The sequence below is a fragment of the Pseudorhodoferax sp. Leaf267 genome (assembly GCF_001422405.1).
Taxonomy (GTDB): domain Bacteria; phylum Pseudomonadota; class Gammaproteobacteria; order Burkholderiales; family Burkholderiaceae_C; genus Pseudorhodoferax.
Genome location: NZ_LMMV01000025.1, coordinates 367,174 through 387,349, shown reverse-complemented (window position 1 = coordinate 387,349; position 20,176 = coordinate 367,174). Strand labels below are relative to the sequence as shown.

Here is a 20,176-nt window from a genome sequence, read left to right as displayed (position 1 = left end):
TCGCAATGAACACCGCCACCACGACAGACAAGAAGCCGCGGCTGACCACCTCGGCCATGATCGCATCCATCGCCAGCGAGGGCCAGCGCGTCAAGGCCGCCCCGTTCGGCAAGGCCCTGGTCGAGCTGGGCCGCGAGCGGCCCGAGATCGTCGGCATGACGGCGGACCTGGCCAAGTACACCGACCTGCATCTGTTCGCGCAGGCCTACCCCGAGCGCTTCTTCCAGATGGGCATGGCCGAGCAGCTGCTGATGGCGTCGGCCGGCGGCATGGCGAAGGAGGGCTTCATCCCGTTCGCCACGACCTATGCCGTGTTCGGCACGCGCCGGGCCTACGACTTCGTGCACCAGGTGATCGCCGAGGAGAACCTCAACGTCAAGATGTGCTGCGCGCTGCCCGGCCTGACCACGGGCTATGGCCCCAGCCACCAGGCCACCGAGGACCTGGCGCTGATGCGCGGCATCCCGGGCCTGACCATCATCGACCCCTGCGATGCGCTGGACATCGAGCAGGCCGTGCCGCAGATGGCCGACCACCAGGGCCCGGTCTACATGCGGCTGCCGCGCGGCAACGTGCCGCTGGTGCTCGACGACTACGACTACAGATTCGAGCTGGGCAAGGCCAAGCTGATCCGCGACGGCAACGCCGTGCTCGTGATCGCCAGCGGCTTCATGACCATGCGCGCGCTGGAGGCGGCGCAGCAGCTGCAGGCCGACGGCGTGGACGTGGCGGTGCTGCACGTGCCGACCATCAAGCCGCTGGACGAGGCGACCATCCTGGCCGAGGTGCGCAGGCTCGGCCGGCTGGTCGTGGTGGCCGAGAACCACTCGGTGATCGGCGGGCTGGGCGAGGCCGTGGCCGCTCTGCTCATGCGCTCGGGCGTGGCGACGAAGTTCCGCCAGATCGGCCTGCCGGATGCGTTCCTGGACGCGGGCGCGCTGCCCACGCTGCACGAGCGCTACGGCATCTCGACGCCGGCCGTGTGCGCGCAGATCAAGGGCTGGCTGTAGGCCGGCGGCAGCATGCAGGTCACGTTCGTGGGCGTGGGCGCCATCGGCCTGCCGATGGCCTTGCGGGTCCAGGGCGCGGGGCACCGCGTCACCGGGGTCGATGTGTCGGATGCGGTCATCGCGAACGCCAAGGCCCAGGGCATCGAGACGGTGGCGCAATGGGCCGCTGCACCGGAGGCCGACGCGGTGGTGGTGATGGTGGCCACACCGGCGCAACTGGCGGGGCTGGTGCGCGCGGTCGACACCGTGCCGCCGGGCCAGTTGTGGATCCTGATGTCCACGGTGGGGCCGGACGCCGTGCGCGAACAGGGCCAGGCCCTGCGCCAACGCGGCGCGCGCGTTGTCGATGCGCCCGTGACCGGGGGCGTGGCGCGGGCGAAGACCGGTGGGCTGTTCATCTTCGCGTCGGGCGATGCAGGCGATGTCGAGGCGGCCCGCCCGGTGCTGGCGCCCATGGGCACGGTGCGCGTGACCGGCGCGCGGCTCGGCGACGGCCAGAGCATCAAGGTCGTGAACCAGCACCTGTGCGCCGTGCACATCGCGGCGGCAGCCGAGGCGCTGGACCTCGCGCGCCGGCTGGGGCTGGAGCCGGCCGCGGTGCTGGACCTCGTGAAAGACGGCGCCGCCGGCTCGTGGATGCTGTCGGACCGCGGCCCGCGCATGGTGGCCACCGGCGACGTGGAGGTGACCAGCGCCATCGACATCTTCGTGAAGGACAGCGGGCTCGTCGCGCAGGCCGGCGCGGGCTGCGGCGCGGCGCTGCCACTGCTGAAGGTTGCGCATGCGCGCTTTTGCCAGGCGGCTGAGGCAGGGCTGGGGTTGGCCGATGACAGCCGGGTGATCGAGACCTGGGCTTAGAACGCTGCGAAGGACGGCCAGGCGAAGTGTGCGGCATATGGTGTCACGGCTCGCGCTCTGGTGGGAGTGATGACAAATACGGCAATGCCGTAGGATCGCGACGGGAGAACGGTTGCCGAGACGCCGATATTGCAGCGCTATGCCGCTGACATCTGGTCGCCTGCCGAGCGCGATGCATTCACCAACTGGATCGCAGCCAACCCCGAGGCCGGCGACCTGATCAAAGGCAGCGGTGGCAGCCGCAAGGTGCGCTGGACGGCGTCAGGCCGTGGCAAGAGCGGCGGCGCACGTGTCATCTACTTCAACGTCATGGACGAGACGATCTGGTTGCTCATCGCGTACACGAAAGGCAAGTTCGACAACTTGCCTACCTCGTTCCTCGTGGAACTCAAACAAGGAATCGAAGATGCCCTCTGAGATGAAGAAGTTCCAGCAGGACCTGCTGGAGTCCGTGCGGCAGATGAAGCGCGGCGAGGCGGCGCGGGTGACCCAGGTTGCACTGCCCGCTGCGGCCGAAGCGCGGGCGCAGGTCGGCTTGTCCCAACAGGACTTTGCGCAGCTCCTCGGCGTCTCGGCGCGCACGCTGCAGGATTGGGAGCAGGGCCGGCGGGCGCCGAATGGTGCGGCCAGGACCTTGTTGCGCGTCGCGGTCGCCCATCCGGAGGTCCTGCGCGAACTGCATGGGTGACAGCGGCCCCTTCACGCGGCCTTCTTGCGCGTCGGCAACTGCATCACATGCCGCCGCGTGCCCGCACGCCCCACCTCGCTGAAGCCCGCGTCCTTGAACAGCTGCACGAAGCCCATGTGCCGGTAGCTCGGCGATGTGGGCTGCACCGGGGTGCCCTCCACGATCTTGGCGCCGTGCTTGCGCGCGTGGCGCACGGCGGCGGCCAGCAGTTGCTGTGTCAGCCCCTGGCCACGGTGTTCGCGGCGCACGAAGAAGCAGGTGACGGACCAGAGCTTCTCGGGCGGCTCCGCCACCTTGCGCAGGCCGCGGAAAGTGTCGAACGGCGCGAGCGAGCACCAGGCCACGGGCTCGCCGTCCAGGTAGCCGAGCAGGCCCACCGGCGTGCCGCCCTGCACCAGTTCCTTCATCAACGCCTTGCGGCCCGTGCCGGTCTGGCTCCTCGCGTCCTTCTGGTCGGCGCGCCAGGCCATGCACCAGCAGTACTTGGGGCTGCCGCGCGCGCCGAAGAGCTGGTCGAAGTCGTCCCAGCGCGCGGCCGTCACCGGCTTGACCTGCAGCTTGGGCGCGGTGCGGGCGGTGGCCATGCGCGCTACACGTCGACGGGGTAACCGAGTTCGATGTCGCAGATGGCCTGCCCGCCGCGCACCGCAAAGTTCTCGGGCGGCAGCTCGTGCAGGCGCACGAGCACGCAGGCCGGCGGGATGCCCAGCGTCTCCAGCCGCGAGACGAGCAGGCGGTAGAGCCGGCGCTTGGCCGCCAGCGAGCGGCCAGGCAGCACGAAGATGCTGATGTTGGTGACGTACTCGGGTGCCGGGCAGTCCGTGCGGCCCTGCAAGCGGTGTGGCGCGTGCACGTTGAGCGTGAGGTTGCGGTGCACGGGCGAGACGCGGAAGGCTTCGACGATGCAGCCGTGGACGATGTCCAGCAGGCACAGCTCTTCGTCCTGCGTGTAGCTGCGGCGGATGTCGATGATGGCGCTGGGCATTCGCTTGCGGGGTAGAAACGGGTGGTGCGCCCGCGATTCTCGCCGCTCGTTCAGCGCGTCGCGCGGCGCTGGTTGCCCAGCGCGAACAAGGCCCAGCCGACGAACGCGAACGCGACCGTGATGCCGACGGCGTAGGCCGCCACGCCGGCATAGCCGCCCGCCCGCGCCGGGTTCAGGAAGGGGTACGGGTACCACCCGACCTGGCTGCCGCGCAGCAGCGTGTACACCAGGTACAGCGCGGGGAACGCCAGCGCGGCCAGCAGCTGGCGCGCGCGCAGCCGGTGGGCCGGTGGATCCAGCCACCAGTCGGCCACCACCACGACCGGCATCAGATAGTGCAGCGTGGCATTGACCCAGGGCCGCAGGTCGCCCAGGTCCACGTTGCGCAGCAGGGCGCCGAACACCAGGCCGACCAGCGCCATGTTGACGGCCGAGGCGCACCGTAGCGCGGCGAAGCCGGCCGTGCCCACGAACGCCGCGCCCGATGCCGCCGCCAGCAGCACCGCAGCCGCCAACAGGTTGGACAGGTTCGTGAAGTAGCTGAAGAAATTCAGCAGGCTGTAGCCGGCGCCCACGTGCAGGCGCAGCTGCCAGCCGATGGCCGTCAGCACCTGCAGGCCGAACAGCACCCGCAACAGGCGCGGCATGGGCGTCAGCGCTTCTTGCCGCCCACCACGAGCAGCAAGGCGCCCACCGCGATGGCGCCGATGCCGGCCCACATCGGCACGTTGACGCGCTCCTTCTCCTTGGCGGAAATCTCGATCGGACCGAGCTTCACGACCGTGGTGTCCTTGGTGTAGCTGAAGCCGCCGTAGGCCAGGCCGAGCACGCCCGCCACGATCAGCGCGATGCCCAGCAGTTTGAGGGGGCCCATGTCATTCCTTCGATGGTTGCAGCGATGGCGCATTGCATCACAGGCCACGGCTTACGCGTTTTCCGCATGAGCACATGCGCAAAGCTTCGTTGGCCTGCGCCGGCCGGCTTCCTAGAGTGCACGCTTGTGCGCGTCGGCCTGCATGCGGCGCGCGTCCTGCCTGGAGACGCCCCGTGACGCACCCTTCCCCCACCCGCCGCGCCACGCTCGCGGCCCTGGCCGCCAGCCTGCTGCCCGCCTGGACCTCTGCCGCGCGAGCCGCGCCCGCCAACGACACCGGCTGGAAGCCCGGCAAGCCCGAGTTCATCGTGCCCAGCGGCGCGGGCGCCGCGCTGGACGCCGCCGCGCGCAAGCTCACCGAGCTGCTCACGCGCGAAGGGCTGGCCGAGGGCTTCGTGGTCAGCAACCGCTCGGGCGCGCATTCGATCCAGGCGCTGGACATCCTGCAGCGCCAGCCCGGCAACGCCAATCTGCTCATGACGCTGTCCAGCGGCTACGTGACCAGCGTGGCCCAGGGCGCGCTGCCGCCGCGGCTGCAGGCGTTCACGCCGCTGGCCACGCTGTTCCGCGAGTTCACCACCGTGGTGGTGCGCGCCGACTCGCCGATCCAGAACGCGCAGGACCTGGTTGCCGCGCTGCGGCGAGACCCGGGCGGCCTGTCCATCGGCATTGCGACCACGCTGGGCAACCACATCCATCTGGGCATCGCGCAGCCGCTCAAGCAGGCCGGCGTGCCCATCCAGGGGCTGCGCATCGTGCCCTACAAGTCCTCGGCCGAGTCCATGACGGCGCTGGCGGGCGGGCACCTGGACGTGGTCTCGGCGACGACGCCCAACCTGCTGCCCTACCTGCAGGCCAACCGCGTGCGCGTGATCGCGATCGCCGCCGACGAGCGCCTGGGCGGCGCCTTCGCCAATGCGCCGACCTGGAAGGAGCAAGGCATCGACTACGTGAGCCAGGCGTTCCAGGGCGTGATGACCACGGCCGGCATCACGCCCGCGCAGAAGGCCTACTGGGTGCAGGCCCTGCAGCACGTGACGCAGTTGCCGGACTGGCAGGCCTTCGTCGCGCTGAACCAGTGGAAGCCGCAGTTCCTGGGCCCCGAGGCCACGCAGGCGTCCGTGCAGCGCCAGATCGTGCAGACGCGCGCGCTGCTGGCCGAGCTGGGCCTGCAGGACGCACCCGAGCAGATCCAGGCCCAGGCCCGCCCCTGAACCCCCACGAGAACGGAGACACCACCATGAACATGCCCCTGCCCCCCGACATCCAGCGCCAGCTGCAGACCGCGCTGGACGCGACGCAGCACATCCAGGTGCTGCCGCAGTCCGCCCACATCGGCGCGCTGATCCACGGCGTGGACCTGCGCGCGCCGCTGGCCGCCGCCGAGATCGCCACCATCCGCGCCGCGCTGCTGCAGTGGAAGGTGGTGTTCTTCCGCGACCAGCACCTGAGCCACGCGCAGCAGATCGCGTTCGCGCGCCAGTTCGGCGAGCTGACGGTGGGCCACCCGGTGTTCGGCCATGTCGAGGGCTACCCCGAGCTGTATTCGATCGCCAAGCACCGCAAGGCGAACCGCCACACGGGCCAGGCCGAGCAGCGCCCCTGGACCGGCTGGCATGCCGACGTGACGGCCGCGCACAACCCGCCGGCCGCGTCCATCCTGCGCGGCGTGACGATCCCGCCCTACGGCGGCGACACGCAGTGGACCAACCTGGCGGCCGCCTACGCCGCGCTGTCAGAGCCCATGCAGCGCATCGTCGAAGGCCTGCGCGGCGAGCATCTGTTCGCCGCGCCCGTGGGCGCCCAGGCCTCGGCCGAGTACCAGCAGCTGGTGCAGCAGCGCCGCCTGGTCAGCGAGCATCCGCTGGTCACCGTGCACCCTGAGACGGGCGAGAAGGTGCTGTACGTGAGCCCGGGCTTCCTGAAGCGCATCACCGGCCTGCACGCGCGCGAAAGCCGCGTGCTGCTGGAGTTTTTGTGGGAACACGCGGTGCGCAGCGAGTTCACGGTGCGCTTCAAGTGGGAGCCCGGTTCCATCGCGTTCTGGGACAACCGCTCGACGGCCCACCTGCCGCCGAACGACATCTTCGCGCTCGACTTCGACCGGCAGCTGTACCGCACCACGCTGGTGGGGCAGGTGCCGGTGGGGGTGGATGGGCGGGCATCGACGGCGCTGGAGGGCGATCCGGTGCTGGCAGCGCATGGGGCGGCGTATTGATCGACGCGTGCCGTGCAGGCCGCGCTGGCCCGCAACGCGCTACGCCGTGCGATCCAGCCGTGCCGCGAGCTCGTCCTGTTGCTGCTTGAACTTCGCGGCGTTCTTGCGTAACTGGGCCAGATTGCGCAGCTTCCATTGCAGCGCCGGCAGTTGCGCCAGATGGGATGGGGCAGCAGGCCCCAGTCCGGCTCGGCACGCACCATGGACAGCAGGAACTGCCGGTGCCGCGGCAACAAGGCGCGCGGTAGTTCGTCGATCAACCGATGCCGGGTCGCCAGCAAATCGTCCACGCGCACCGGGGCCGCCGTCATGCCCACGAACTCGTTTTCGAACACCGCGTGGAGTGGTTTCTCGTTCGGGAACAGCACCTCGTGCATGGGCCGGTGGTGGCGGCCAGGTAGACCACGAAGCAGTCGAGCAGCGCGTCGCTCCAGCCATTGCCGGCCAGCATCAGTTGCATGTCGAACAGGTCGCGTGGATGCTGCCGGTCCAGGGCGGCCACGAGCTTGCTGGCGTACAGCTCGGGCGGCGCCAGCACGGGCACCTCGACATGGGCGGAGAACAGCTGTTGTGCCGCCAGGCTCAGCGGCCTGCGCTCGGGGGGCAGCACCGTGCCGCGGAAGACGAAGTTCACCTCGACCTTGACTTCGACATTCGCGCTGCGCACGAACAGCTTGGCCTCGTTGCCCTCCTTGGCCTTGCGCAGCACGGCATCGAACCCCAGCGCTTCGATGCGCGCCTGGGCCGCGGCCAGTTCGTCGGCAATGGCGCGCAGGGCTTCATCCCGCGGCAACGCATGCGGCACGAAGACCACGTCGATGTCCACCGACAGGCGCGGCATGTCCTGCACGAACAGGTTCAAGGCCGTGCCGCCCTTCATGGCGAAGGCGGATGTCTCGAACACCGCATGCGCCACATCCAGCAGCAACCGCACGGTGCGGACGTAGTGCGCGTTCATGCCGGTCGCTTCAGGTTGAGGCGCTCACCGGTCCGGGTCGTGGACACCCAACGGCGCCCGCCGCCCAGGCGCTCGCTGTGCATGCACGCCAGGTCCTTCCACGGCAGATCGAGCTCGTCGGCCAACGCATGCGCCAGCCGCACTACCTTGATGCGGGTGAGGTGGGCCAGCAGTTCCTCCAGCACGTGCATGCGCAAGGCGCGGGCGCCCTCGACAAGGTGCCTGGCCTCCTCCAGCCCCTGCGACTTGCCGATGTCGCTCAACAGCTCCAGCACGGCGCGCTCGGGCGTGGACACCATCACATCGAGCCGGCCGCCTGGCAGCGGCGCGAGCCCCGACGCAGCCGCCAGGCCATCGTCGAACAGCCGGGTTGCCTGGTAGTGGGAAGGGAACGCCGCAGTGAACCACTCGGGCAGCCTGGCGGGCTTGTCGCCCCACAGGCTGAGCCGCTCCGTGAAGGCCAGGTTGTGCCGCACGCCGCGCCAGGCCAGGGCCGTCCTGCCCCCCACGTGCAGCCCGGGGACCGACTCGGTCAGCGTGGCGAGCGCGGCATCGCGGTCCAGTTGATCGCCGGGCAGGAGGTAGGTGCCGCGTCCCAGGCGCTGGAGCCATCCGCTCTCGGCCAGCCTTGCTGCCTGCTTGGCACCTAATCCCCCCGCGCGCAATAAAGGGATGGACAAGGGCGTGCCGCGCGGGATCTCGGCCAGCATGTGACGGAATAAAAAACTTGGAGAAGTTCCCACAAAGCGTACTTTATCGCATTCATTTCATGCCGTGAGGCCGATGCGGTCGCCTGCCCTGCATGGACTGGCTGGTGTCGGCATCGAGAACTGCATACCAAAGATCGACGATATCCCGCCGGATGCGAACTAACCGCATCTTTTTATGCCGTCAACCAGCCCTTGCGCACTTTCCGGTTGTTGCGGGGGGCATCGAAGCCCTGCGCCACCTCACGGAATGCCTGGAGCGGATCGGCGGCCCGGGTCACGGCACGCCCCACGACGATGTGGGTCGCGCCTGCGCGTGCAGCCAATGCGGGCGTTGCGATCCGAGATTGGTCGTTCGCCTGCGTGCTGCCCAGCTGAATCCCTGGCGCGACGATCAGCGTGCGAGGTGGCAGCACGCTCGCCAGCACGGCCGCCTCCTGCACCGAAGCCACAACACCCTGACAGCCAGATGCCACGGCCAACCGGGCCAGGCGCTCCACCTGCACGACCACCGAAGGCGCGAGGCCGATCTCCGGCAGGTCTTCATCACGCAGACTGGTGATGACAGTCAGCGCGAGCACCTGCAGGCTCGGATACGCCCGCGCCGCCTCGACCGCCGCACGCAGCACCGCCGAGCCGGCCGAGGCATGCACCGTCACCATCGTGGCGCCCAGCTGTCCAGCAGCGGCGACCGCGCCAGCAACGGAGTTGGGAATCTCGTGCAGCTTGAGGTCGAGAAAGACCTGTTTGCCCATGGCGACCAGGCGCTGCACCACGTCGGGCCCTTCCGCGGTCAGCAGCTGCAGGCCGACCTTGTACGCAGAGGCCTCGCCGCCCAATGGCTCGACAAGTCGGAACGCGGCGTCCGCGCTGTCGACATCCAGGGACACAAAGACGCGGGTGTTCATGCGCGCACGATGCCGCTGCGCATCTTCAGGATGGCCTTTCGGCCCGCGGCCCATCGCTGCGCAGGCGTTCCTCGGCCGACCGGCGATGCCCCGTCGCCGGCAACAGATCGCCCGCCTTGCCGAGCCCGAACGCCGGCATGTTCACGTAGATGTTCTCGTAAGCGCCTGGTCCCACGGCATAGGTCTCGTGCCAGATGCCGACATCGCCGTTCGTGCCGACGGCCTGGTTGAACGCCTTCCACGCCGGCAGGTGCGCGGCCTGCCGGTCCTTGGCGTAGGCCATCAACTGTTCCATGCTGCGCCAGTACTGCAGCATGAGGGTGGTGCGGCCCAGCCACATCTCGCCGCCAAGCATGCCGGCCTCGGGCCGCGCTGCCAGCTCCTTGAGCATGCGCGGCATGGCCTGCACGACCGGCCACCATTGGTGGACCTTCCAGGGCTTGTTGATGCGCATGCCGATCAGGAAGACGACGAAGTCGCCGTCGATGCGCGCGGTCAATCGTTCGGTGCGGATCATGGGGCGCACGATAGCCGCTGGTCGTCGGCGCTGTCGATCGGCTTTCTCCAGATCAGCTGCACCTCGTCGGGCAGCCCGGGATAGGCACCGCGCACCGCCTGGGCCAGCACGCACCCCATCGCGCGGTAGAAGCGGCAGGCCGCAACATTGACGTTCTGGGTCTCGACCTTCAATCCCGTGCACGCCCGCGCGCGGCCCCACGCCTCGGCGGCGCGGAACAGCGCTGTGCCGACACCGCGCCCCCTGGCCCCGGCCCCCACCCGGATGTCCCACAGGACCAGCAGGTCGCGCCGGCCCTCCAGCATGTCGACGCCGGGCGTGTTCCAGGCGAGCAAGGCCTCGCCCAGCCGGCCCGTCGCACCGGAGACAGACAGCACGGCCCAGGCGGAGAGGTCGAACAGCGCGTGCCATTGCCTCGGTGGTTCCAGCACGTCGTAGTCCTTGGAGAAGGAAGCGCCCAGATGGCGCTCGTGCAACATGAAGGGTGGGCCGTCAGGGCCGACGTCCATCACCACGTCGGTCGTGAATCGGCTCGGGATGCTGGCGTAGCCGCCGAGGTGGCCCGCCGGCACGCATTCCACGCGCCAGGGGCCCGCGCTGGCCGTCGGCGTCATGTCTCAGCGCTTGCGCAGCACCGCCGTCGGATCGCCCAGCGCCGCATTCATCGCCACGGCCTCGCGCGCCAGGGCCAGCACGGTGGCGCGCTCCAGCGGCGTGTCTTCGAACAGCGTCAGCGTCGCCATCTCGAACTGGCCGCCGGGCTTGAGTCTGGATTCCAGCGCCGCCATGCGCTGGCCGCGCCACAGGCCGAACAGCACGCGCCTGGGTTCGGCCCGCAGCAGCAGCGCTGGGCCGTTGGACAGGTAGACCAGGTGGCCCCACTTGATGACCTCCTGCAGCGGCGCGGCCTCCAGCACGGCCGCGCGCAGCGCCGCCACCTGGCGCTGCTGCCAGCCGTCCAGCCCGGCCACGTAGGCCGCGCTGTCTGCCGCGGCCGGGTCGCCCTTGTGCATCACGGCTGGCCTGTCTGCTGGCCCGCGACCTTCGCGCGCAGCCGGTCTTCCAGCGCGCGCAGTTCGGGCGTCAGCGCGTCGCCGAAGTCGTCGGCGTCGAACACCTGGCGGATTTCCAGGTCGGAGTCGCCGGGCATCGGGTTCGGGCAGCGCTTGGCCCAGGCTATCGCCTCCTGCAGCGATGCGCACTTCCACAGCCAGAAGCCGGCCACCAGCTCCTTGGTCTCGGCGAACGGGCCGTCGATGACGGTGCGGCTCGCGCCCGAGAAGTGCACGCGCGCGCCCTTGGCGCTGGGGTGCAGGCCCTCACCGGCCTGCATCACGCCGGCCTGCACCAGCTGTTCGTTGAAGCGGCCCATCTCGGCCAGTTGCTGTTCGCTCGGCATCACACCGGCTTCGCTGTCGGCCGTGGCCTTGACGATGACCATGAATCGCATGGGGATCTCCTTGAGGGGTTGAACAAGCTGTCACCGCCACGACGAAGCAGGCGGCGTGGTTTCGACATGGGCGTGCCGATGCTGTGCGCATGTGGCGCTGCCGCGCGGTGTCAGTCCGCCGCATCGCGCAACTGGAGCATGTTGCCCTGCGGGCCCCAGCCGCCATCGGCCCGAAAGCCCCGCGCTTCCCATTGCGCTGCGCGGGTCGGACCGCCCCGCCCAGGCGGGCCGCCGGGGCGCGTGGATGTCGGCATCGGCCGCCTCGCCAGCGCTACGGCTTGCGCAGCGCGTCGGCGCCGTAACTGATCGCCTTGATCACGATGCCGCTGCCCGGCAGCGCCATGTTGGCGGCCTCGGCACCCAGGTCGATCAGGTGGTCGCGCGAGAAGCGCTGCGTGAACTTCTCGTCGAACCAGCGGCCGGTCTCGACGACTTCGCCGGTCAAGCCGTCGACTTCGATCACGCCGGTCTTGTCGGCCGGGCCCCAACGGTACTCGAACGCGAACACGGGCCGCGCGTACAGGTGGCGGCGCTCGAACTCGAAGTCGTTGCGCAGCACCTCGTGCGCGGTGACGGCCTCGCTGGACAGCTTGGCGATGGCCAGGTCGGTGGCCGCCTGCAGCGGCAGCGCGGGCTTGAGCAGCGCCGGGTTCTCGTATTCCTCGTGCTCGGTGAACTTGTACTTCTTGATGTAGCCCGGCAGCGAGCCTGCCGATACGTCGCGCTTCATGCCGTCCAGGTACTCGTCGAAGCCGATCTTGCGGTGGCATTGCTCCACCGCCGTGAACTCGATGCGGGCCTTGTCCTTCTGCCGCGCCACGTCGAAACGCAGGCCGTCGATCTGCAGTTGCTGCGCGTAGGCGTTGTGCACCGGCACCTGGTACGTGGCCTGGCTGCGGTAGTCGATCGAGCGCGTGGCCGTGATGTGCCAGAACGGCTCGTAGCGCAGCTCCTCCTTGGTCAACTGCACCGTTTCGGCCGTGGGCCGGCGCATGGGGTTGAGCTTGGCCAGCAGGCCGAAGGCGCTGAGCTTCTTCTTTTCGGCCTGCTCCTGCGCGGCGCGGAAGGGGTAGACCTCGTCGAACACGAAGATCCGGGTCGAACCTGCAGCATGGGAGATCTGGGCAACGGACATGGTATGGCGCAAAAGTTGGTGGTCCAGTATGCCTTGCGGCTCGCTGTGGCGAGCGCTCTGCCGCGTACCGCCCGCGTCACCCGTCAGGGCGAGGAAGTGCCCGCTGCCAGGCCGATGCGGCGCTGCAACTGCAGCGCCATCCCGGCGTCGCCCGCTGCCTCGGCCGCCCGCAGCTGCACGCCGAGCCAGGCCAGCAGCGGCCGGCGCCAGCCCTGCGCAGACGCCGTTGCAGCCGCGTCGACGGCATCCGCGGGCACCAGCGTTCCACGCTGCAACAGCACGGCGGCCGCCACGAGCCGGGCCAGCGGGTCGTGCAGCGCGGCGGCCGAAGCACCGCCACGCGCCACGCCCCGGTGCTGTTCCGGCAGCAGCGCCACATCCGCCGGCTGCCCCTTGCCGTACAGATAGGCCGCATACGCCCGCTCGGCCGGCGCGGCATCCACGGCCAGCGCCTCGTAAGCCGGGCAACCCGCCAGGTCCAGGCTGGCCACGCGCGCCGCGCACAGCACCAGCTCGGCCCGCGCCAGCAGCGCCGGCTGGCCGGTGCGCGCGATCTCGTTGCGGGCGCGCGCCATGTCGGCCTCGGCCACGCGGGTGTTGCCGTTCAGCGTGGCGGCCACGGCCGATTGCAGCGCACCGTGGGCGTTGCCCTGCCAGTCGGGCACGGGTGGCTGGGAGCCGCAGGCGCTGAGCAGCCAGGCCGCGATGCATCCAGACATCAGCAGGCGCCTCATGTCGATGGGCCCCTGCGCTGCCGCTGCCGCATGCCCTCACCCCTACCCTCTCCCAGAGGGAGAGGGAGCAGGACATCGGCGATCGAAGGCAAGCCCGTTCGCGAGCACCCGCGGAACTGGCTCTGCCAGGCCGCTGTGTGCGCCCCCCTCGCGCAGCACAGGGGGGAGCGGCGAAGCCGCTTGGGGGGTCTCACTGGCTTCATGGCAGCTTGATGTCCGTCTCCCGCGCGAACGGCCACTTGCGGTGGACCTCGCCCAGCAGCGCATCCACGCGGCGCAGGCTGCTCTCCACCTCGGCGCGCAGCGGCGCCAGGTCCTGCGTGGCCACGCGCGCGTTGGCGCCCACGGCCTGGGCTTCGACCAGCACCGAGTCCAGTTTTTTCAGGCTGCCCTGCGCATCGGTCAGCAACGCGTTGAGCTGCCGCACCAGGGCCTGCGTATCGTCCACCACGCCCTTCTTGCCGAACAAACGCTGGTCGGCCTTGCCCACCAGCGCGTCGGTGCGGCCCAGCAGCGCGTTGGCGCGGTCCAGCGCGGCGATCAGCTTCTTCGCGTTGTCGTCGCCGCCCAGCGTGGCGCCCAGCACGCCGTAGCGGCCCTTGAAGCCTTCGGACAGGCTGCGCACGTTGCCCAGGCTGGTGTCGATGTCCGAGCCCTCCTGCGTCATGCGCTCCACATTGCCGACCAGGGCCTGCATGGTGGCCACCAGGCGCGGGATCTCGGCGCTGACGTCACCGCGCAGCACCGGGCGCTCGGCATCGGGCGGCAGCGGCGGGTCGGTCAGGACGCCGGTGAAGGCGCGCAGCTTGGCGTCGCCGACCAGGCCGCGTTCCAGCGTGTAGATGCTGGTGCTGCGCAGCCAGGCGGCGTCCTTGGTGGCCACGGCCACGACGATGCGCACCCTGGCGTCGTCGGCCAGCTCGATGCGGCGCACGCGGCCGACCGGGAAGCCGGCGAAGGTCAGATCCATGCCGACCGTGACGCCTTCGGAGTCCTCGGCCATCAGGCGCAGCTCCTGCGTCTCCTCGAACACGCCGCGTGCGTACAGCAGGTAGCCGGCGGCGGCGCAGACCAGCATCAGCACCAGGGCCAGCAGCATGCCGGCCTTGAACTCGACGTGGCGCGGCGGGGGTGGTGGCAAGGGTTCGTTCTGCAGATCCATGGGTTCAAAAATATTGCAAGGCCAGCGAGGCGGCCTGCACCAGCACCAGCACCGCCAGCACGCGCAGCGTGCCGCTGCGCACCGAGAAGCCGTCGCCGTGCTGTGCCGTGCGCTGTGGTTCCTGCAGCGCGCTGGCCAGCGGCACCACGGCCACGGCCAGGCTGAACAGCGCGGTCTTGAGCACCAGCGCCAGGCTGGTGGCCGGGTCGAACACGCGGCCCACCATGCGGGTGTAGGCCGCCAGGCCCCAGGGCGTGAAACCGTGTACGCCGATGTAGGCCAGCACCAGCGCCAGCACGGCGCTGACCACGGCCAGCGCCGGCACCGCGAAGGCCAGCGACAGCACGCGCGGCACCAGGTCCAGCCGCCAGCGCTCGGGCGCAATCGCCAGCGGCGCCATGCCGCCGGCCGGGTCGGGCGCGGGCAGCAGGTCGCCGGCCAGGGCTGCGCGCAGCAGCACGCACAGCGCCGCGCTGAGCGGCACCAGCTCCAGCACCAGCGCGCGCACCACGAGCTCCAGCGCGAACTGCGACAGGCCATAGCCCTGCGCGGTGACGACCAGCGTGCGGATCAGCGCCAGGCTCAGGAGCGCGCTGAGCAGGCCGAACCAGGGCAAGGTCTGCCAACTGCTGGCGTGCAGCAGCCGCGCGGCGGCGGCGCGGCTGCGCGCGTCGTGGCTGGAAGGCGACAGCGCATAGACCGCGGCGACGGCGCCGAACTGCAGCACCGCCCACCACTGCGCCAGCACGCGCCACGGCCCGCGCGACGTGGGCGGCAGGGGCGACAACAGGCGGGCAACGGGCATCGAACCATGATAGCGAGAGGGTCGTTTCCGGCGGTAACGGCCAGGGCATGGCGTCGTCCATGGGCGCAGCGCGCCTGGGTAAGCTCGCACCCATGCCGCAGACGATTGCCCACCCGGTCGACCACGAGCTCATCGTCAGGAAGAGCCGCTTCATCGCCCGCGTGCAGCCCGTGGCCGACCGCGCGCAGGCCTTGCAGGTGGTGGCCGCGCGGTGGGCCGAGCACCCCGGCGCCGCCCATGTCTGCTGGGCGCTGCTGGCCGGTGGCGACTCGGCCGCGGTGGACGATGGGGAGCCCGGCGGCACGGCCGGCCGGCCTATGCTGCATGTGCTGCGCCAGCAGGACCTGGATGGCGTGCTGGCCACCGTGGTGCGCTATTTCGGCGGCATCAAGCTCGGCGCGGGTGGCCTCGTGCGGGCCTACACCGATGCCGTGGCCCAGGCGCTGCTGGCGGCAGACAAGGTCACGCTCGTGCGCTGGGCCGCATTGGAATGCGTGCTGCCCTATGCGCTGGAGGGCGCCGCGCGGCGCGCGCTGCAAGCCGCGGGCGCGCGCCTGCTGCAGGTCGAGCATGGCCAGCTCGTGCGCATGCGGCTGGAGGTCCCCACGCCCGATGCGCCAGGGCTGCAACAGCGCCTGTCGGACCTGGGCCAGGGCCGCCTCGCATGGGAATCTGCTCAAAGCTTGCGCTAGCGCAAAGCGCGCCGCGCGTGGCGGGGACACAGTGCAACCATGTCATGGCTCGCCGGACTTCCGCTCGCCCCCGTCGCACGCACCGCTGCTGCAGGTGAGGTGCTGCTCGCGCGCTTCGCCGAGGCCCCGGCCGCGCTGTACCTGCGCAGTGGCCGCGTCGCCGCCGGCATCCTGGTGCGCGGCCAGCTGCGGCACCGGCTGGTGACGTTCGACCAGCCCGGCTGGCTCGATGCGGCCTCGGTGCTGCTGGGCCAGGCCTCGCCCTGCGACTGGGTGGCCGACGCGGCCGTGGAGCTGTGGGCCTTCCCTGCCCAGGCCCTGCGCGCCTGGCAGGCCGGCCAGCCTGAAGCCGTTGGCATGCTGCTGCGCGACATGGCCCTGGCCCAGCGCCGCCAGACCGACGCCATGCTGGGCCTGCTGGTGCAAGACGCCGAAGCGCGCTGCGCGCAATGGCTGCTGCAGCACGCGCGCCGCGCCGACGACGGCCGCGTGGGCATCGAGCTGCAGCAGCGCAAGCGCACCATCGCCGCCCAGCTGGGCATGGCGCCCGAGACGCTCTCGCGCGTGCTGCGCCAACTGCGCGAGCGCGGGCTGATCCTGCAAAACGGCGCGCGGCTGCAGCTGACCGACCCGGACCGGCTGCAGCAACTGGCCGCCCCGTAAGCGCCCCCGCGCTGCTCAGTCGAGCGGCGGCGTGCTGCGCGGCGGCTGGCGCACCTTGGCCGCCTGCTCGTAGGCGTAGGCCAGTGCCAGCAGGCGCGGCTCGCTGTAGTCGAGCGCCAGCAGCTCGGCCCCGATGGGCACGCCGACCGGCGCCGTCGCGGTCGGCGCCGAGAAACCCGCCGGAAAGGTCACGGCCGGGAAGCCCGTGCCGTTGGACAGCGTGCCGTTGCGCTCGGGCTGCTCGCCCTGCCCGGCCGCCGACACCAGCACGCGCTGCAGCGGGTACAGGATCGCGTCGATGCGCAGCTCGGCCATCTTGGCGGCGACCGCGATGCGCAGTGTCTCGCGGCTCAGCGTGCGGTCCTTGTAGACGGGGTCGTTCAGGCCGTTCTCGATGGCGATCTCGGCCTCCAGCGTCTTCTGGATCGCAGGCGACGCGGTCTTCGAATCGACGAGCTGGCGAAAGCTCGTCACCGGCTGGCCCGGGCCGAGGTCGGCGAAGTACTGGTCGAACACGGTGCGCGCCTCGAAGCGGTCGGTGGCCAGCACCGGCGCGAGCTTGTCGTAGGCCGGCAGGTCGAAGCGCACGACCGTCGCACCCAGCGCCTGCATCTTCGCGATGGTGCGCTCCATGGCGGCGTTGACCTCGGCATGGCGCGGCTCGCGGCCCATCAGGTTGGTCATCACGCCGATGCGCGCGCCCTGCAGCGCGTCGGCCTTGAGCGCCGGCAGGTAGCTGGCCGGCGCCTTGCCCACGCCCAGCGCGGTGATCGGGTCGCGCGGGTCAAAGCCCACCATCACGTCGAGCAGCCGGGCCGCGTCGGCCACGGTGCGCGCGATCGGGCCGACCTCGTCCTGCGTGGCGCTGTTGGGCATCACGCCGGCGCGGCTCACCAGGCCGCGCGTGGGGCGCACGCCGACCAGGCTGTTGGCCGAGGCCGGCGAGCGGATGGACTGGCCCGTGTCGCTGCCCGTGCCCAGCACGGCGAAGTTGGCCGCGATGGCTGCGCCCGTGCCGCCGCTGGAGCCACCCGGGTTGCGCGTGAGGTCGTACGGGTTCAAGACCTGGCCACCCAGGCTGCTGATGGAGACGCCACCGCGCGCGAACTCCTGCAGGTTGGACTTGGCCAGGATCAGTGCACCAGCCTGGCGCATGCGCGCCACCGTGAACGCGTCGGCCGCGGGCCGCGAGTTCTTCATCGCGACATTGCCGCCCGAGGTGGGCATGTCGGCGGTGTTGAAGTTGTCCTTGAGGATGACGGGGATGCAGTGCAGCGGCCCGGCCTTGGCCGGGTCGGCGCGGTACTGCCGGTCCATCTCGGCGGCGATCTTCAGCGCGTCGGGGTGGACGGTGATGAGCGCGCGCAGGGCCGGGCCCTTCTGGTCGTAGGCCTCGATGCGGGCCAGGTACTGGCGCACCAGCGCGACGCAGGTCAGGCTGCCGTCCTTGAGCGCAGCATGGACGGAGGCGACCGTCGCCTCCTCCACAATGAACGGCTTAGCCTGCACGGGCGACAAGGCGGCCAGCAGGCTGGCGCCGAGGAGGGTGGAAGCCAGACGGGAGAAGCGAAGACGCATGCGCGATCCTGTGTATTTGGAGATTGAAGAAGACGCGGGCAAGGCCGGCGAACGTCGTCGTCGCCAACATGGCCCGGCCTGGTGCAACTCGCAAGTCCTGTACCGCAATGTTTGAAGGGTGATCGCGCACCTGCTTCTTGTTAATGAATCTGAGACAGTCCATCGAAGTCCTGGGCAACACAAAGGAACACATGCCGCACATCACGCTCGCGCCCGCTTCGGTGTCTGATCTTGATGCCCTCGTCGCCCGGCGCATCGAAGCCATGCGCGAGAGCTTGGAACGGCTCGGACATTTCGACCCCGACCGTGCGCGGGAGCGCTTCCAATCTGGCTTCGTACCAGCGCAAACCCATCACGTCGAACTGTGCGGCGAGCGCGTTGGATTCGTGGTCACCAAGCCGTGCGACGACCATCTGCTGTTGGACCACTTGTACATCAGGCCGGGCCGTCAAGGGGCGGGCATCGGTGCTCAGGTTCTCCAGCTCGTGTTCGATCAGGCGGATGCTCTGGGCCTTGCGGTGAAGGTCGGCGCATTGAAGCACAGTGCTTCCAACCGCTTCTACCAACGTCATGGCTTCCAGCTGGTCGAGCAGGGAGACTTTGACAACTACTACTTGCGCCCGGCCCAGCAGCGGTGATCTGGAGAGTGACAAACCCGCGCGCCCGAGAGTGGCCGCTACCCGCCCGAACTCGCATCGATGCCGATGTCGGCGTTCCCACCAGATTGCAGAACTGGTGGTCAATCGCAAGGCTGAAAGCGCACGCACGCCGGGACGGCTCGGATGGCCATGAGTGTGTTCTCACCGTCGATACGCTCTGCGCTGAACTTCACGCTGGCGCCGTTGCGAAGTCCCGCCACGAGGGCCTTGTCGCGCACCCGCAAGCGCAGGGTCGTGAACGGTAGGTTCGCTCCAGGAGCGACCTTCAAATGCACGTACACGCGCGCGCCACCGTCTTCCTCGGTGATGGACTGCTTGATGGCGCGCATCTCGACCGGGCCCGCCTGCGCTGCCGCTGCGGGGGCAGGCGTGGTCGCAGCCGCCTGCTTGCCAGCGTGCTCGCTTGTCGCGGCCACCACCTGCTGCAAGAGGTGCTGCTGCGCACGGCCGATGCTCCGTCCGCCGTTGTACTCGCCGGCGGTCATCACCACGACCAGGTCCAGGCTCGGTACAACGAACAAGCGCTGCCCTCCGTTCCCCAGGGCCCCATGCCAGCCGACTTGCTGGCCGTGAACCCACACGCTGCCGAGCCACCAATGGTGGCCGTACTCCTCGCCTGGCTTGCACGGCGAGAGCAAGGTCTGCACCCAAGGCTGTGGAACGATTTGCCGGCCTTCCCAGCGCCCTCCCTGCAACACCATCCTTCCAATGCGCGCCACATCACGCGGGCGCAAGCGCAACCCGGTGTAGGCGCGCGTGCGGCCACGCACATCATTGACCCACTCCCAATCACGCAGGCCAAGTGGCTCGAACAGCCGCTGACGGGCATAGGCCTCCAGGCTCTGGCCCGTCCGCTCCTCCAGCACAAGCCCCCAACACCGCAGTGAGTCCGCCGTTGTAATTGAAGTGCGTACCAGGCGAGGCCGAAACACGCCGATCAAACACGTAGCGGGCGCGGTCGCCACGCCACAGCAGGCCGTTCTCATCGTTATTCCATCGGCCGTGACGTCCGCTTTCATCCCAGGCGAGACCGCTGCGCATGCACAGCATGTCGGCCACCGTGATGCGCTCGCGACCGCCGTTGCGCAGATCGGCGAGTGCCGGCAGCAGGTCCAGAATCGGCGTGGCAAGCGGCGGCACGGCGCGCTCGTTCTCGGCAATGCCCCAAAGCAATGCCACGACGGATTTCGTGATGGAGCGAACGTCGTGTGGTGTGTCCTGATCAAAGCCGACCCGGCTTGCCCACAGCGCGTATGTCGACCTGTCGGGCCCCGTGCGATAGGCCTCGGCCATCAGCCGGCCATGGCGCTCGACCACAAAGCCGTGCAGGTTACGGGAGCTTTGTAAAAAGTCCCGCACGGCTTCGCAAAGAAGGCTCGGATCGAATCCGGCGGACTCGGGATTCGTTTCGACCTGCCACCCGTCGCTCGCGTGTCGCGGGGTGCCGCAAGAATCTTCGACGGGCGCAGACGCCGCCGGAACAGCAAAGAGACTCAACGCGACGAGGACCCCAAGGGCGGTCAGCCTCATGCGGAACATGCTCCATCGTTACAACAGCCACTGGAAGGCGTGCGC

Annotated in this window: 26 protein-coding genes and 1 pseudogene; 9 read left to right on the top strand and 18 right to left on the bottom strand. The window is 69.8% G+C overall.

What is annotated here, in order from left to right; genetic code table 11:
• Positions 1-5: 5 nt before the first annotated feature.
• The 4 genes from ASF43_RS26970 to ASF43_RS26955 all read left to right on the top strand — a co-directional run bounded on the left by ASF43_RS26970 (position 6) and on the right by ASF43_RS26955 (position 2,556).
• Positions 6-1,010 (top strand): transketolase family protein, encoded by a 1,005-nt coding sequence (locus ASF43_RS26970; RefSeq protein ID WP_056188379.1) that lies wholly within the window; start codon positions 6-8, stop codon positions 1,008-1,010.
• Between the two features lie 12 nt (positions 1,011-1,022).
• Positions 1,023-1,868, top strand: a complete 846-nt coding sequence (locus ASF43_RS26965) for an NAD(P)-dependent oxidoreductase (protein WP_056188377.1) — start codon at positions 1,023-1,025, stop codon at positions 1,866-1,868.
• A gap of 129 nt (positions 1,869-1,997) precedes the next feature.
• Positions 1,998-2,285: a transcriptional regulator gene (locus tag ASF43_RS26960; RefSeq protein WP_235578381.1), complete on the top strand. Its 288-nt coding sequence runs from the start codon at positions 1,998-2,000 to the stop codon at positions 2,283-2,285.
• A 1-nt stretch (position 2,286) separates the two neighbouring features.
• Positions 2,287-2,556, top strand: coding sequence for a helix-turn-helix domain-containing protein (locus ASF43_RS26955; protein ID WP_369803347.1), 270 nt, complete (start codon positions 2,287-2,289; stop codon positions 2,554-2,556).
• An 11-nt stretch (positions 2,557-2,567) separates the two neighbouring features.
• Here the strand turns inward: ASF43_RS26955 and ASF43_RS26950 are convergent, their stop codons facing one another.
• From ASF43_RS26950 to ASF43_RS26935, 4 genes are read right to left on the bottom strand one after another with little or no spacing between them, the layout of a single operon-like run.
• Positions 2,568-3,140: a GNAT family N-acetyltransferase gene (locus ASF43_RS26950; protein ID WP_056188368.1), complete on the bottom strand. Its 573-nt coding sequence runs from the start codon at positions 3,138-3,140 to the stop codon at positions 2,568-2,570.
• 5 nt (positions 3,141-3,145) lie between these two features.
• Positions 3,146-3,541 (bottom strand): tautomerase family protein, encoded by a 396-nt coding sequence (locus ASF43_RS26945; RefSeq protein ID WP_056188366.1) that lies wholly within the window; start codon positions 3,539-3,541, stop codon positions 3,146-3,148.
• A 50-nt stretch (positions 3,542-3,591) separates the two neighbouring features.
• Positions 3,592-4,188: a Pr6Pr family membrane protein gene (locus ASF43_RS26940; RefSeq protein WP_056188363.1), complete on the bottom strand. Its 597-nt coding sequence runs from the start codon at positions 4,186-4,188 to the stop codon at positions 3,592-3,594.
• A gap of 5 nt (positions 4,189-4,193) precedes the next feature.
• On the bottom strand, positions 4,194-4,415 hold the full coding sequence (locus tag ASF43_RS26935) for a hypothetical protein (RefSeq protein ID WP_056188360.1): 222 nt from the start codon (positions 4,413-4,415) through the stop codon (positions 4,194-4,196).
• A 173-nt stretch (positions 4,416-4,588) separates the two neighbouring features.
• Here ASF43_RS26935 and ASF43_RS26930 point away from each other — a divergent pair, with 173 nt between their 5' ends.
• Both ASF43_RS26930 and ASF43_RS26925 read left to right on the top strand, forming a co-directional pair.
• The gene (locus tag ASF43_RS26930; protein ID WP_235578380.1) at positions 4,589-5,629 is read left to right on the top strand and encodes a tripartite tricarboxylate transporter substrate binding protein; all 1,041 of its coding nucleotides are present in this window, start codon (positions 4,589-4,591) and stop codon (positions 5,627-5,629) included.
• A gap of 26 nt (positions 5,630-5,655) precedes the next feature.
• Positions 5,656-6,633, top strand: a complete 978-nt coding sequence (locus ASF43_RS26925) for a TauD/TfdA family dioxygenase (RefSeq protein ID WP_056188358.1) — start codon at positions 5,656-5,658, stop codon at positions 6,631-6,633.
• Between the two features lie 39 nt (positions 6,634-6,672).
• Here ASF43_RS26925 and ASF43_RS26920 read toward each other — a convergent pair.
• The 11 genes and pseudogenes from ASF43_RS26920 to ASF43_RS26870 form a co-directional block, all read right to left on the bottom strand.
• Positions 6,673-7,591, bottom strand: a pseudogene (locus ASF43_RS26920) (nucleotidyl transferase AbiEii/AbiGii toxin family protein).
• Positions 7,588-8,301, bottom strand: coding sequence for a type IV toxin-antitoxin system AbiEi family antitoxin domain-containing protein (locus ASF43_RS26915; protein ID WP_056188355.1), 714 nt, complete (start codon positions 8,299-8,301; stop codon positions 7,588-7,590). The pseudogene ASF43_RS26920 and the gene ASF43_RS26915 overlap by 4 nt, the downstream one beginning before the upstream one ends.
• A 173-nt stretch (positions 8,302-8,474) precedes the next feature.
• Positions 8,475-9,206, bottom strand: a complete 732-nt coding sequence (gene pyrF / locus ASF43_RS26910; protein WP_082498197.1) for an orotidine-5'-phosphate decarboxylase — start codon at positions 9,204-9,206, stop codon at positions 8,475-8,477.
• 25 nt (positions 9,207-9,231) lie between these two features.
• Positions 9,232-9,723, bottom strand: coding sequence for a DUF4188 domain-containing protein (locus tag ASF43_RS26905; protein WP_056188353.1), 492 nt, complete (start codon positions 9,721-9,723; stop codon positions 9,232-9,234).
• Entirely contained in the window at positions 9,720-10,337 is a 618-nt protein-coding gene (locus tag ASF43_RS26900) for an N-acetyltransferase (protein WP_056188351.1), read from the bottom strand. Before ASF43_RS26900 ends, ASF43_RS26905 begins: the two co-directional genes overlap by 4 nt.
• 3 nt (positions 10,338-10,340) lie before the next feature.
• Positions 10,341-10,736: a DUF1801 domain-containing protein gene (locus ASF43_RS26895; protein ID WP_156373538.1), complete on the bottom strand. Its 396-nt coding sequence runs from the start codon at positions 10,734-10,736 to the stop codon at positions 10,341-10,343.
• Positions 10,736-11,173 (bottom strand): YciI family protein, encoded by a 438-nt coding sequence (locus tag ASF43_RS26890; protein ID WP_056188340.1) that lies wholly within the window; start codon positions 11,171-11,173, stop codon positions 10,736-10,738. Before ASF43_RS26890 ends, ASF43_RS26895 begins: the two co-directional genes overlap by 1 nt.
• A gap of 271 nt (positions 11,174-11,444) precedes the next feature.
• Positions 11,445-12,308 (bottom strand): hypothetical protein, encoded by an 864-nt coding sequence (locus ASF43_RS26885; protein ID WP_056188337.1) that lies wholly within the window; start codon positions 12,306-12,308, stop codon positions 11,445-11,447.
• 83 nt (positions 12,309-12,391) lie between these two features.
• Entirely contained in the window at positions 12,392-13,027 is a 636-nt protein-coding gene (locus ASF43_RS26880; protein WP_235578378.1) for a hypothetical protein, read from the bottom strand.
• A gap of 214 nt (positions 13,028-13,241) precedes the next feature.
• Positions 13,242-14,204: an MlaD family protein gene (locus tag ASF43_RS26875; RefSeq protein ID WP_056188331.1), complete on the bottom strand. Its 963-nt coding sequence runs from the start codon at positions 14,202-14,204 to the stop codon at positions 13,242-13,244.
• A gap of 4 nt (positions 14,205-14,208) precedes the next feature.
• Positions 14,209-15,009: an ABC transporter permease gene (locus ASF43_RS26870; protein WP_056188327.1), complete on the bottom strand. Its 801-nt coding sequence runs from the start codon at positions 15,007-15,009 to the stop codon at positions 14,209-14,211.
• Positions 15,010-15,101: 92 nt separating this feature from the next.
• Here ASF43_RS26870 and ASF43_RS26865 point away from each other — a divergent pair, with 92 nt between their 5' ends.
• Together ASF43_RS26865 and ASF43_RS26860 are read left to right on the top strand one after the other, a co-directional pair.
• Positions 15,102-15,701: a YigZ family protein gene (locus ASF43_RS26865; RefSeq protein ID WP_056188650.1), complete on the top strand. Its 600-nt coding sequence runs from the start codon at positions 15,102-15,104 to the stop codon at positions 15,699-15,701.
• Between the two features lie 39 nt (positions 15,702-15,740).
• Positions 15,741-16,364: a Crp/Fnr family transcriptional regulator gene (locus ASF43_RS26860; RefSeq protein ID WP_056188324.1), complete on the top strand. Its 624-nt coding sequence runs from the start codon at positions 15,741-15,743 to the stop codon at positions 16,362-16,364.
• A 15-nt stretch (positions 16,365-16,379) separates the two neighbouring features.
• Here the strand turns inward: ASF43_RS26860 and ASF43_RS26855 are convergent, their stop codons facing one another.
• Positions 16,380-17,942, bottom strand: coding sequence for an amidase family protein (locus ASF43_RS26855; RefSeq protein ID WP_056188321.1), 1,563 nt, complete (start codon positions 17,940-17,942; stop codon positions 16,380-16,382).
• 191 nt (positions 17,943-18,133) lie between these two features.
• Here ASF43_RS26855 and ASF43_RS26850 point away from each other — a divergent pair, with 191 nt between their 5' ends.
• Positions 18,134-18,580 (top strand): GNAT family N-acetyltransferase, encoded by a 447-nt coding sequence (locus tag ASF43_RS26850; RefSeq protein WP_056188319.1) that lies wholly within the window; start codon positions 18,134-18,136, stop codon positions 18,578-18,580.
• A gap of 101 nt (positions 18,581-18,681) precedes the next feature.
• Here ASF43_RS26850 and ASF43_RS32085 read toward each other — a convergent pair whose 3' ends face one another.
• Together ASF43_RS32085 and ASF43_RS32080 are read right to left on the bottom strand one after the other, a co-directional pair.
• Positions 18,682-19,467: a serine hydrolase gene (locus ASF43_RS32085; protein WP_162241860.1), complete on the bottom strand. Its 786-nt coding sequence runs from the start codon at positions 19,465-19,467 to the stop codon at positions 18,682-18,684.
• Positions 19,391-20,131, bottom strand: coding sequence for a serine hydrolase (locus ASF43_RS32080; RefSeq protein WP_162241859.1), 741 nt, complete (start codon positions 20,129-20,131; stop codon positions 19,391-19,393). Before ASF43_RS32080 ends, ASF43_RS32085 begins: the two co-directional genes overlap by 77 nt.
• Between the last annotated feature and the right edge of the window lie 45 nt (positions 20,132-20,176).

What these genes read in the sequence shown, in the direction of transcription:
- ASF43_RS26895 (WP_156373538.1), bottom strand. Translation starts at nt 10,736, where the DNA reads ATGCACAAGGGCGACCCGGCCGCGGCAGACAGCGCGGCCTACGTGGCC.
- ASF43_RS26965 (WP_056188377.1), top strand. Translation starts at nt 1,023, where the DNA reads ATGCAGGTCACGTTCGTGGGCGTGGGCGCCATCGGCCTGCCGATGGCC.
- ASF43_RS26935 (WP_056188360.1), bottom strand. Translation starts at nt 4,415, where the DNA reads ATGGGCCCCCTCAAACTGCTGGGCATCGCGCTGATCGTGGCGGGCGTG.
- ASF43_RS26860 (WP_056188324.1), top strand. Translation starts at nt 15,741, where the DNA reads ATGTCATGGCTCGCCGGACTTCCGCTCGCCCCCGTCGCACGCACCGCT.
- ASF43_RS26870 (WP_056188327.1), bottom strand. Translation starts at nt 15,009, where the DNA reads ATGCCCGTTGCCCGCCTGTTGTCGCCCCTGCCGCCCACGTCGCGCGGG.
- ASF43_RS26955 (WP_369803347.1), top strand. Translation starts at nt 2,287, where the DNA reads ATGAAGAAGTTCCAGCAGGACCTGCTGGAGTCCGTGCGGCAGATGAAG.
- ASF43_RS26885 (WP_056188337.1), bottom strand. Translation starts at nt 12,308, where the DNA reads ATGTCCGTTGCCCAGATCTCCCATGCTGCAGGTTCGACCCGGATCTTC.
- ASF43_RS26865 (WP_056188650.1), top strand. Translation starts at nt 15,102, where the DNA reads ATGCCGCAGACGATTGCCCACCCGGTCGACCACGAGCTCATCGTCAGG.
- ASF43_RS26890 (WP_056188340.1), bottom strand. Translation starts at nt 11,173, where the DNA reads ATGCGATTCATGGTCATCGTCAAGGCCACGGCCGACAGCGAAGCCGGT.
- ASF43_RS26970 (WP_056188379.1), top strand. Translation starts at nt 6, where the DNA reads ATGAACACCGCCACCACGACAGACAAGAAGCCGCGGCTGACCACCTCG.
- ASF43_RS26875 (WP_056188331.1), bottom strand. Translation starts at nt 14,204, where the DNA reads ATGGATCTGCAGAACGAACCCTTGCCACCACCCCCGCCGCGCCACGTC.
- ASF43_RS26925 (WP_056188358.1), top strand. Translation starts at nt 5,656, where the DNA reads ATGAACATGCCCCTGCCCCCCGACATCCAGCGCCAGCTGCAGACCGCG.
- ASF43_RS26850 (WP_056188319.1), top strand. Translation starts at nt 18,134, where the DNA reads ATGCCGCACATCACGCTCGCGCCCGCTTCGGTGTCTGATCTTGATGCC.
- ASF43_RS26900 (WP_056188351.1), bottom strand. Translation starts at nt 10,337, where the DNA reads ATGACGCCGACGGCCAGCGCGGGCCCCTGGCGCGTGGAATGCGTGCCG.
- ASF43_RS26905 (WP_056188353.1), bottom strand. Translation starts at nt 9,723, where the DNA reads ATGATCCGCACCGAACGATTGACCGCGCGCATCGACGGCGACTTCGTC.
- pyrF (WP_082498197.1), bottom strand. Translation starts at nt 9,206, where the DNA reads ATGAACACCCGCGTCTTTGTGTCCCTGGATGTCGACAGCGCGGACGCC.
- ASF43_RS26880 (WP_235578378.1), bottom strand. Translation starts at nt 13,027, where the DNA reads ATGTCTGGATGCATCGCGGCCTGGCTGCTCAGCGCCTGCGGCTCCCAG.
- ASF43_RS32080 (WP_162241859.1), bottom strand. Translation starts at nt 20,131, where the DNA reads ATGAGGCTGACCGCCCTTGGGGTCCTCGTCGCGTTGAGTCTCTTTGCT.
- ASF43_RS26915 (WP_056188355.1), bottom strand. Translation starts at nt 8,301, where the DNA reads ATGCTGGCCGAGATCCCGCGCGGCACGCCCTTGTCCATCCCTTTATTG.
- ASF43_RS26945 (WP_056188366.1), bottom strand. Translation starts at nt 3,541, where the DNA reads ATGCCCAGCGCCATCATCGACATCCGCCGCAGCTACACGCAGGACGAA.
- ASF43_RS26855 (WP_056188321.1), bottom strand. Translation starts at nt 17,942, where the DNA reads ATGCGTCTTCGCTTCTCCCGTCTGGCTTCCACCCTCCTCGGCGCCAGC.
- ASF43_RS26940 (WP_056188363.1), bottom strand. Translation starts at nt 4,188, where the DNA reads ATGCCGCGCCTGTTGCGGGTGCTGTTCGGCCTGCAGGTGCTGACGGCC.
- ASF43_RS26950 (WP_056188368.1), bottom strand. Translation starts at nt 3,140, where the DNA reads ATGGCCACCGCCCGCACCGCGCCCAAGCTGCAGGTCAAGCCGGTGACG.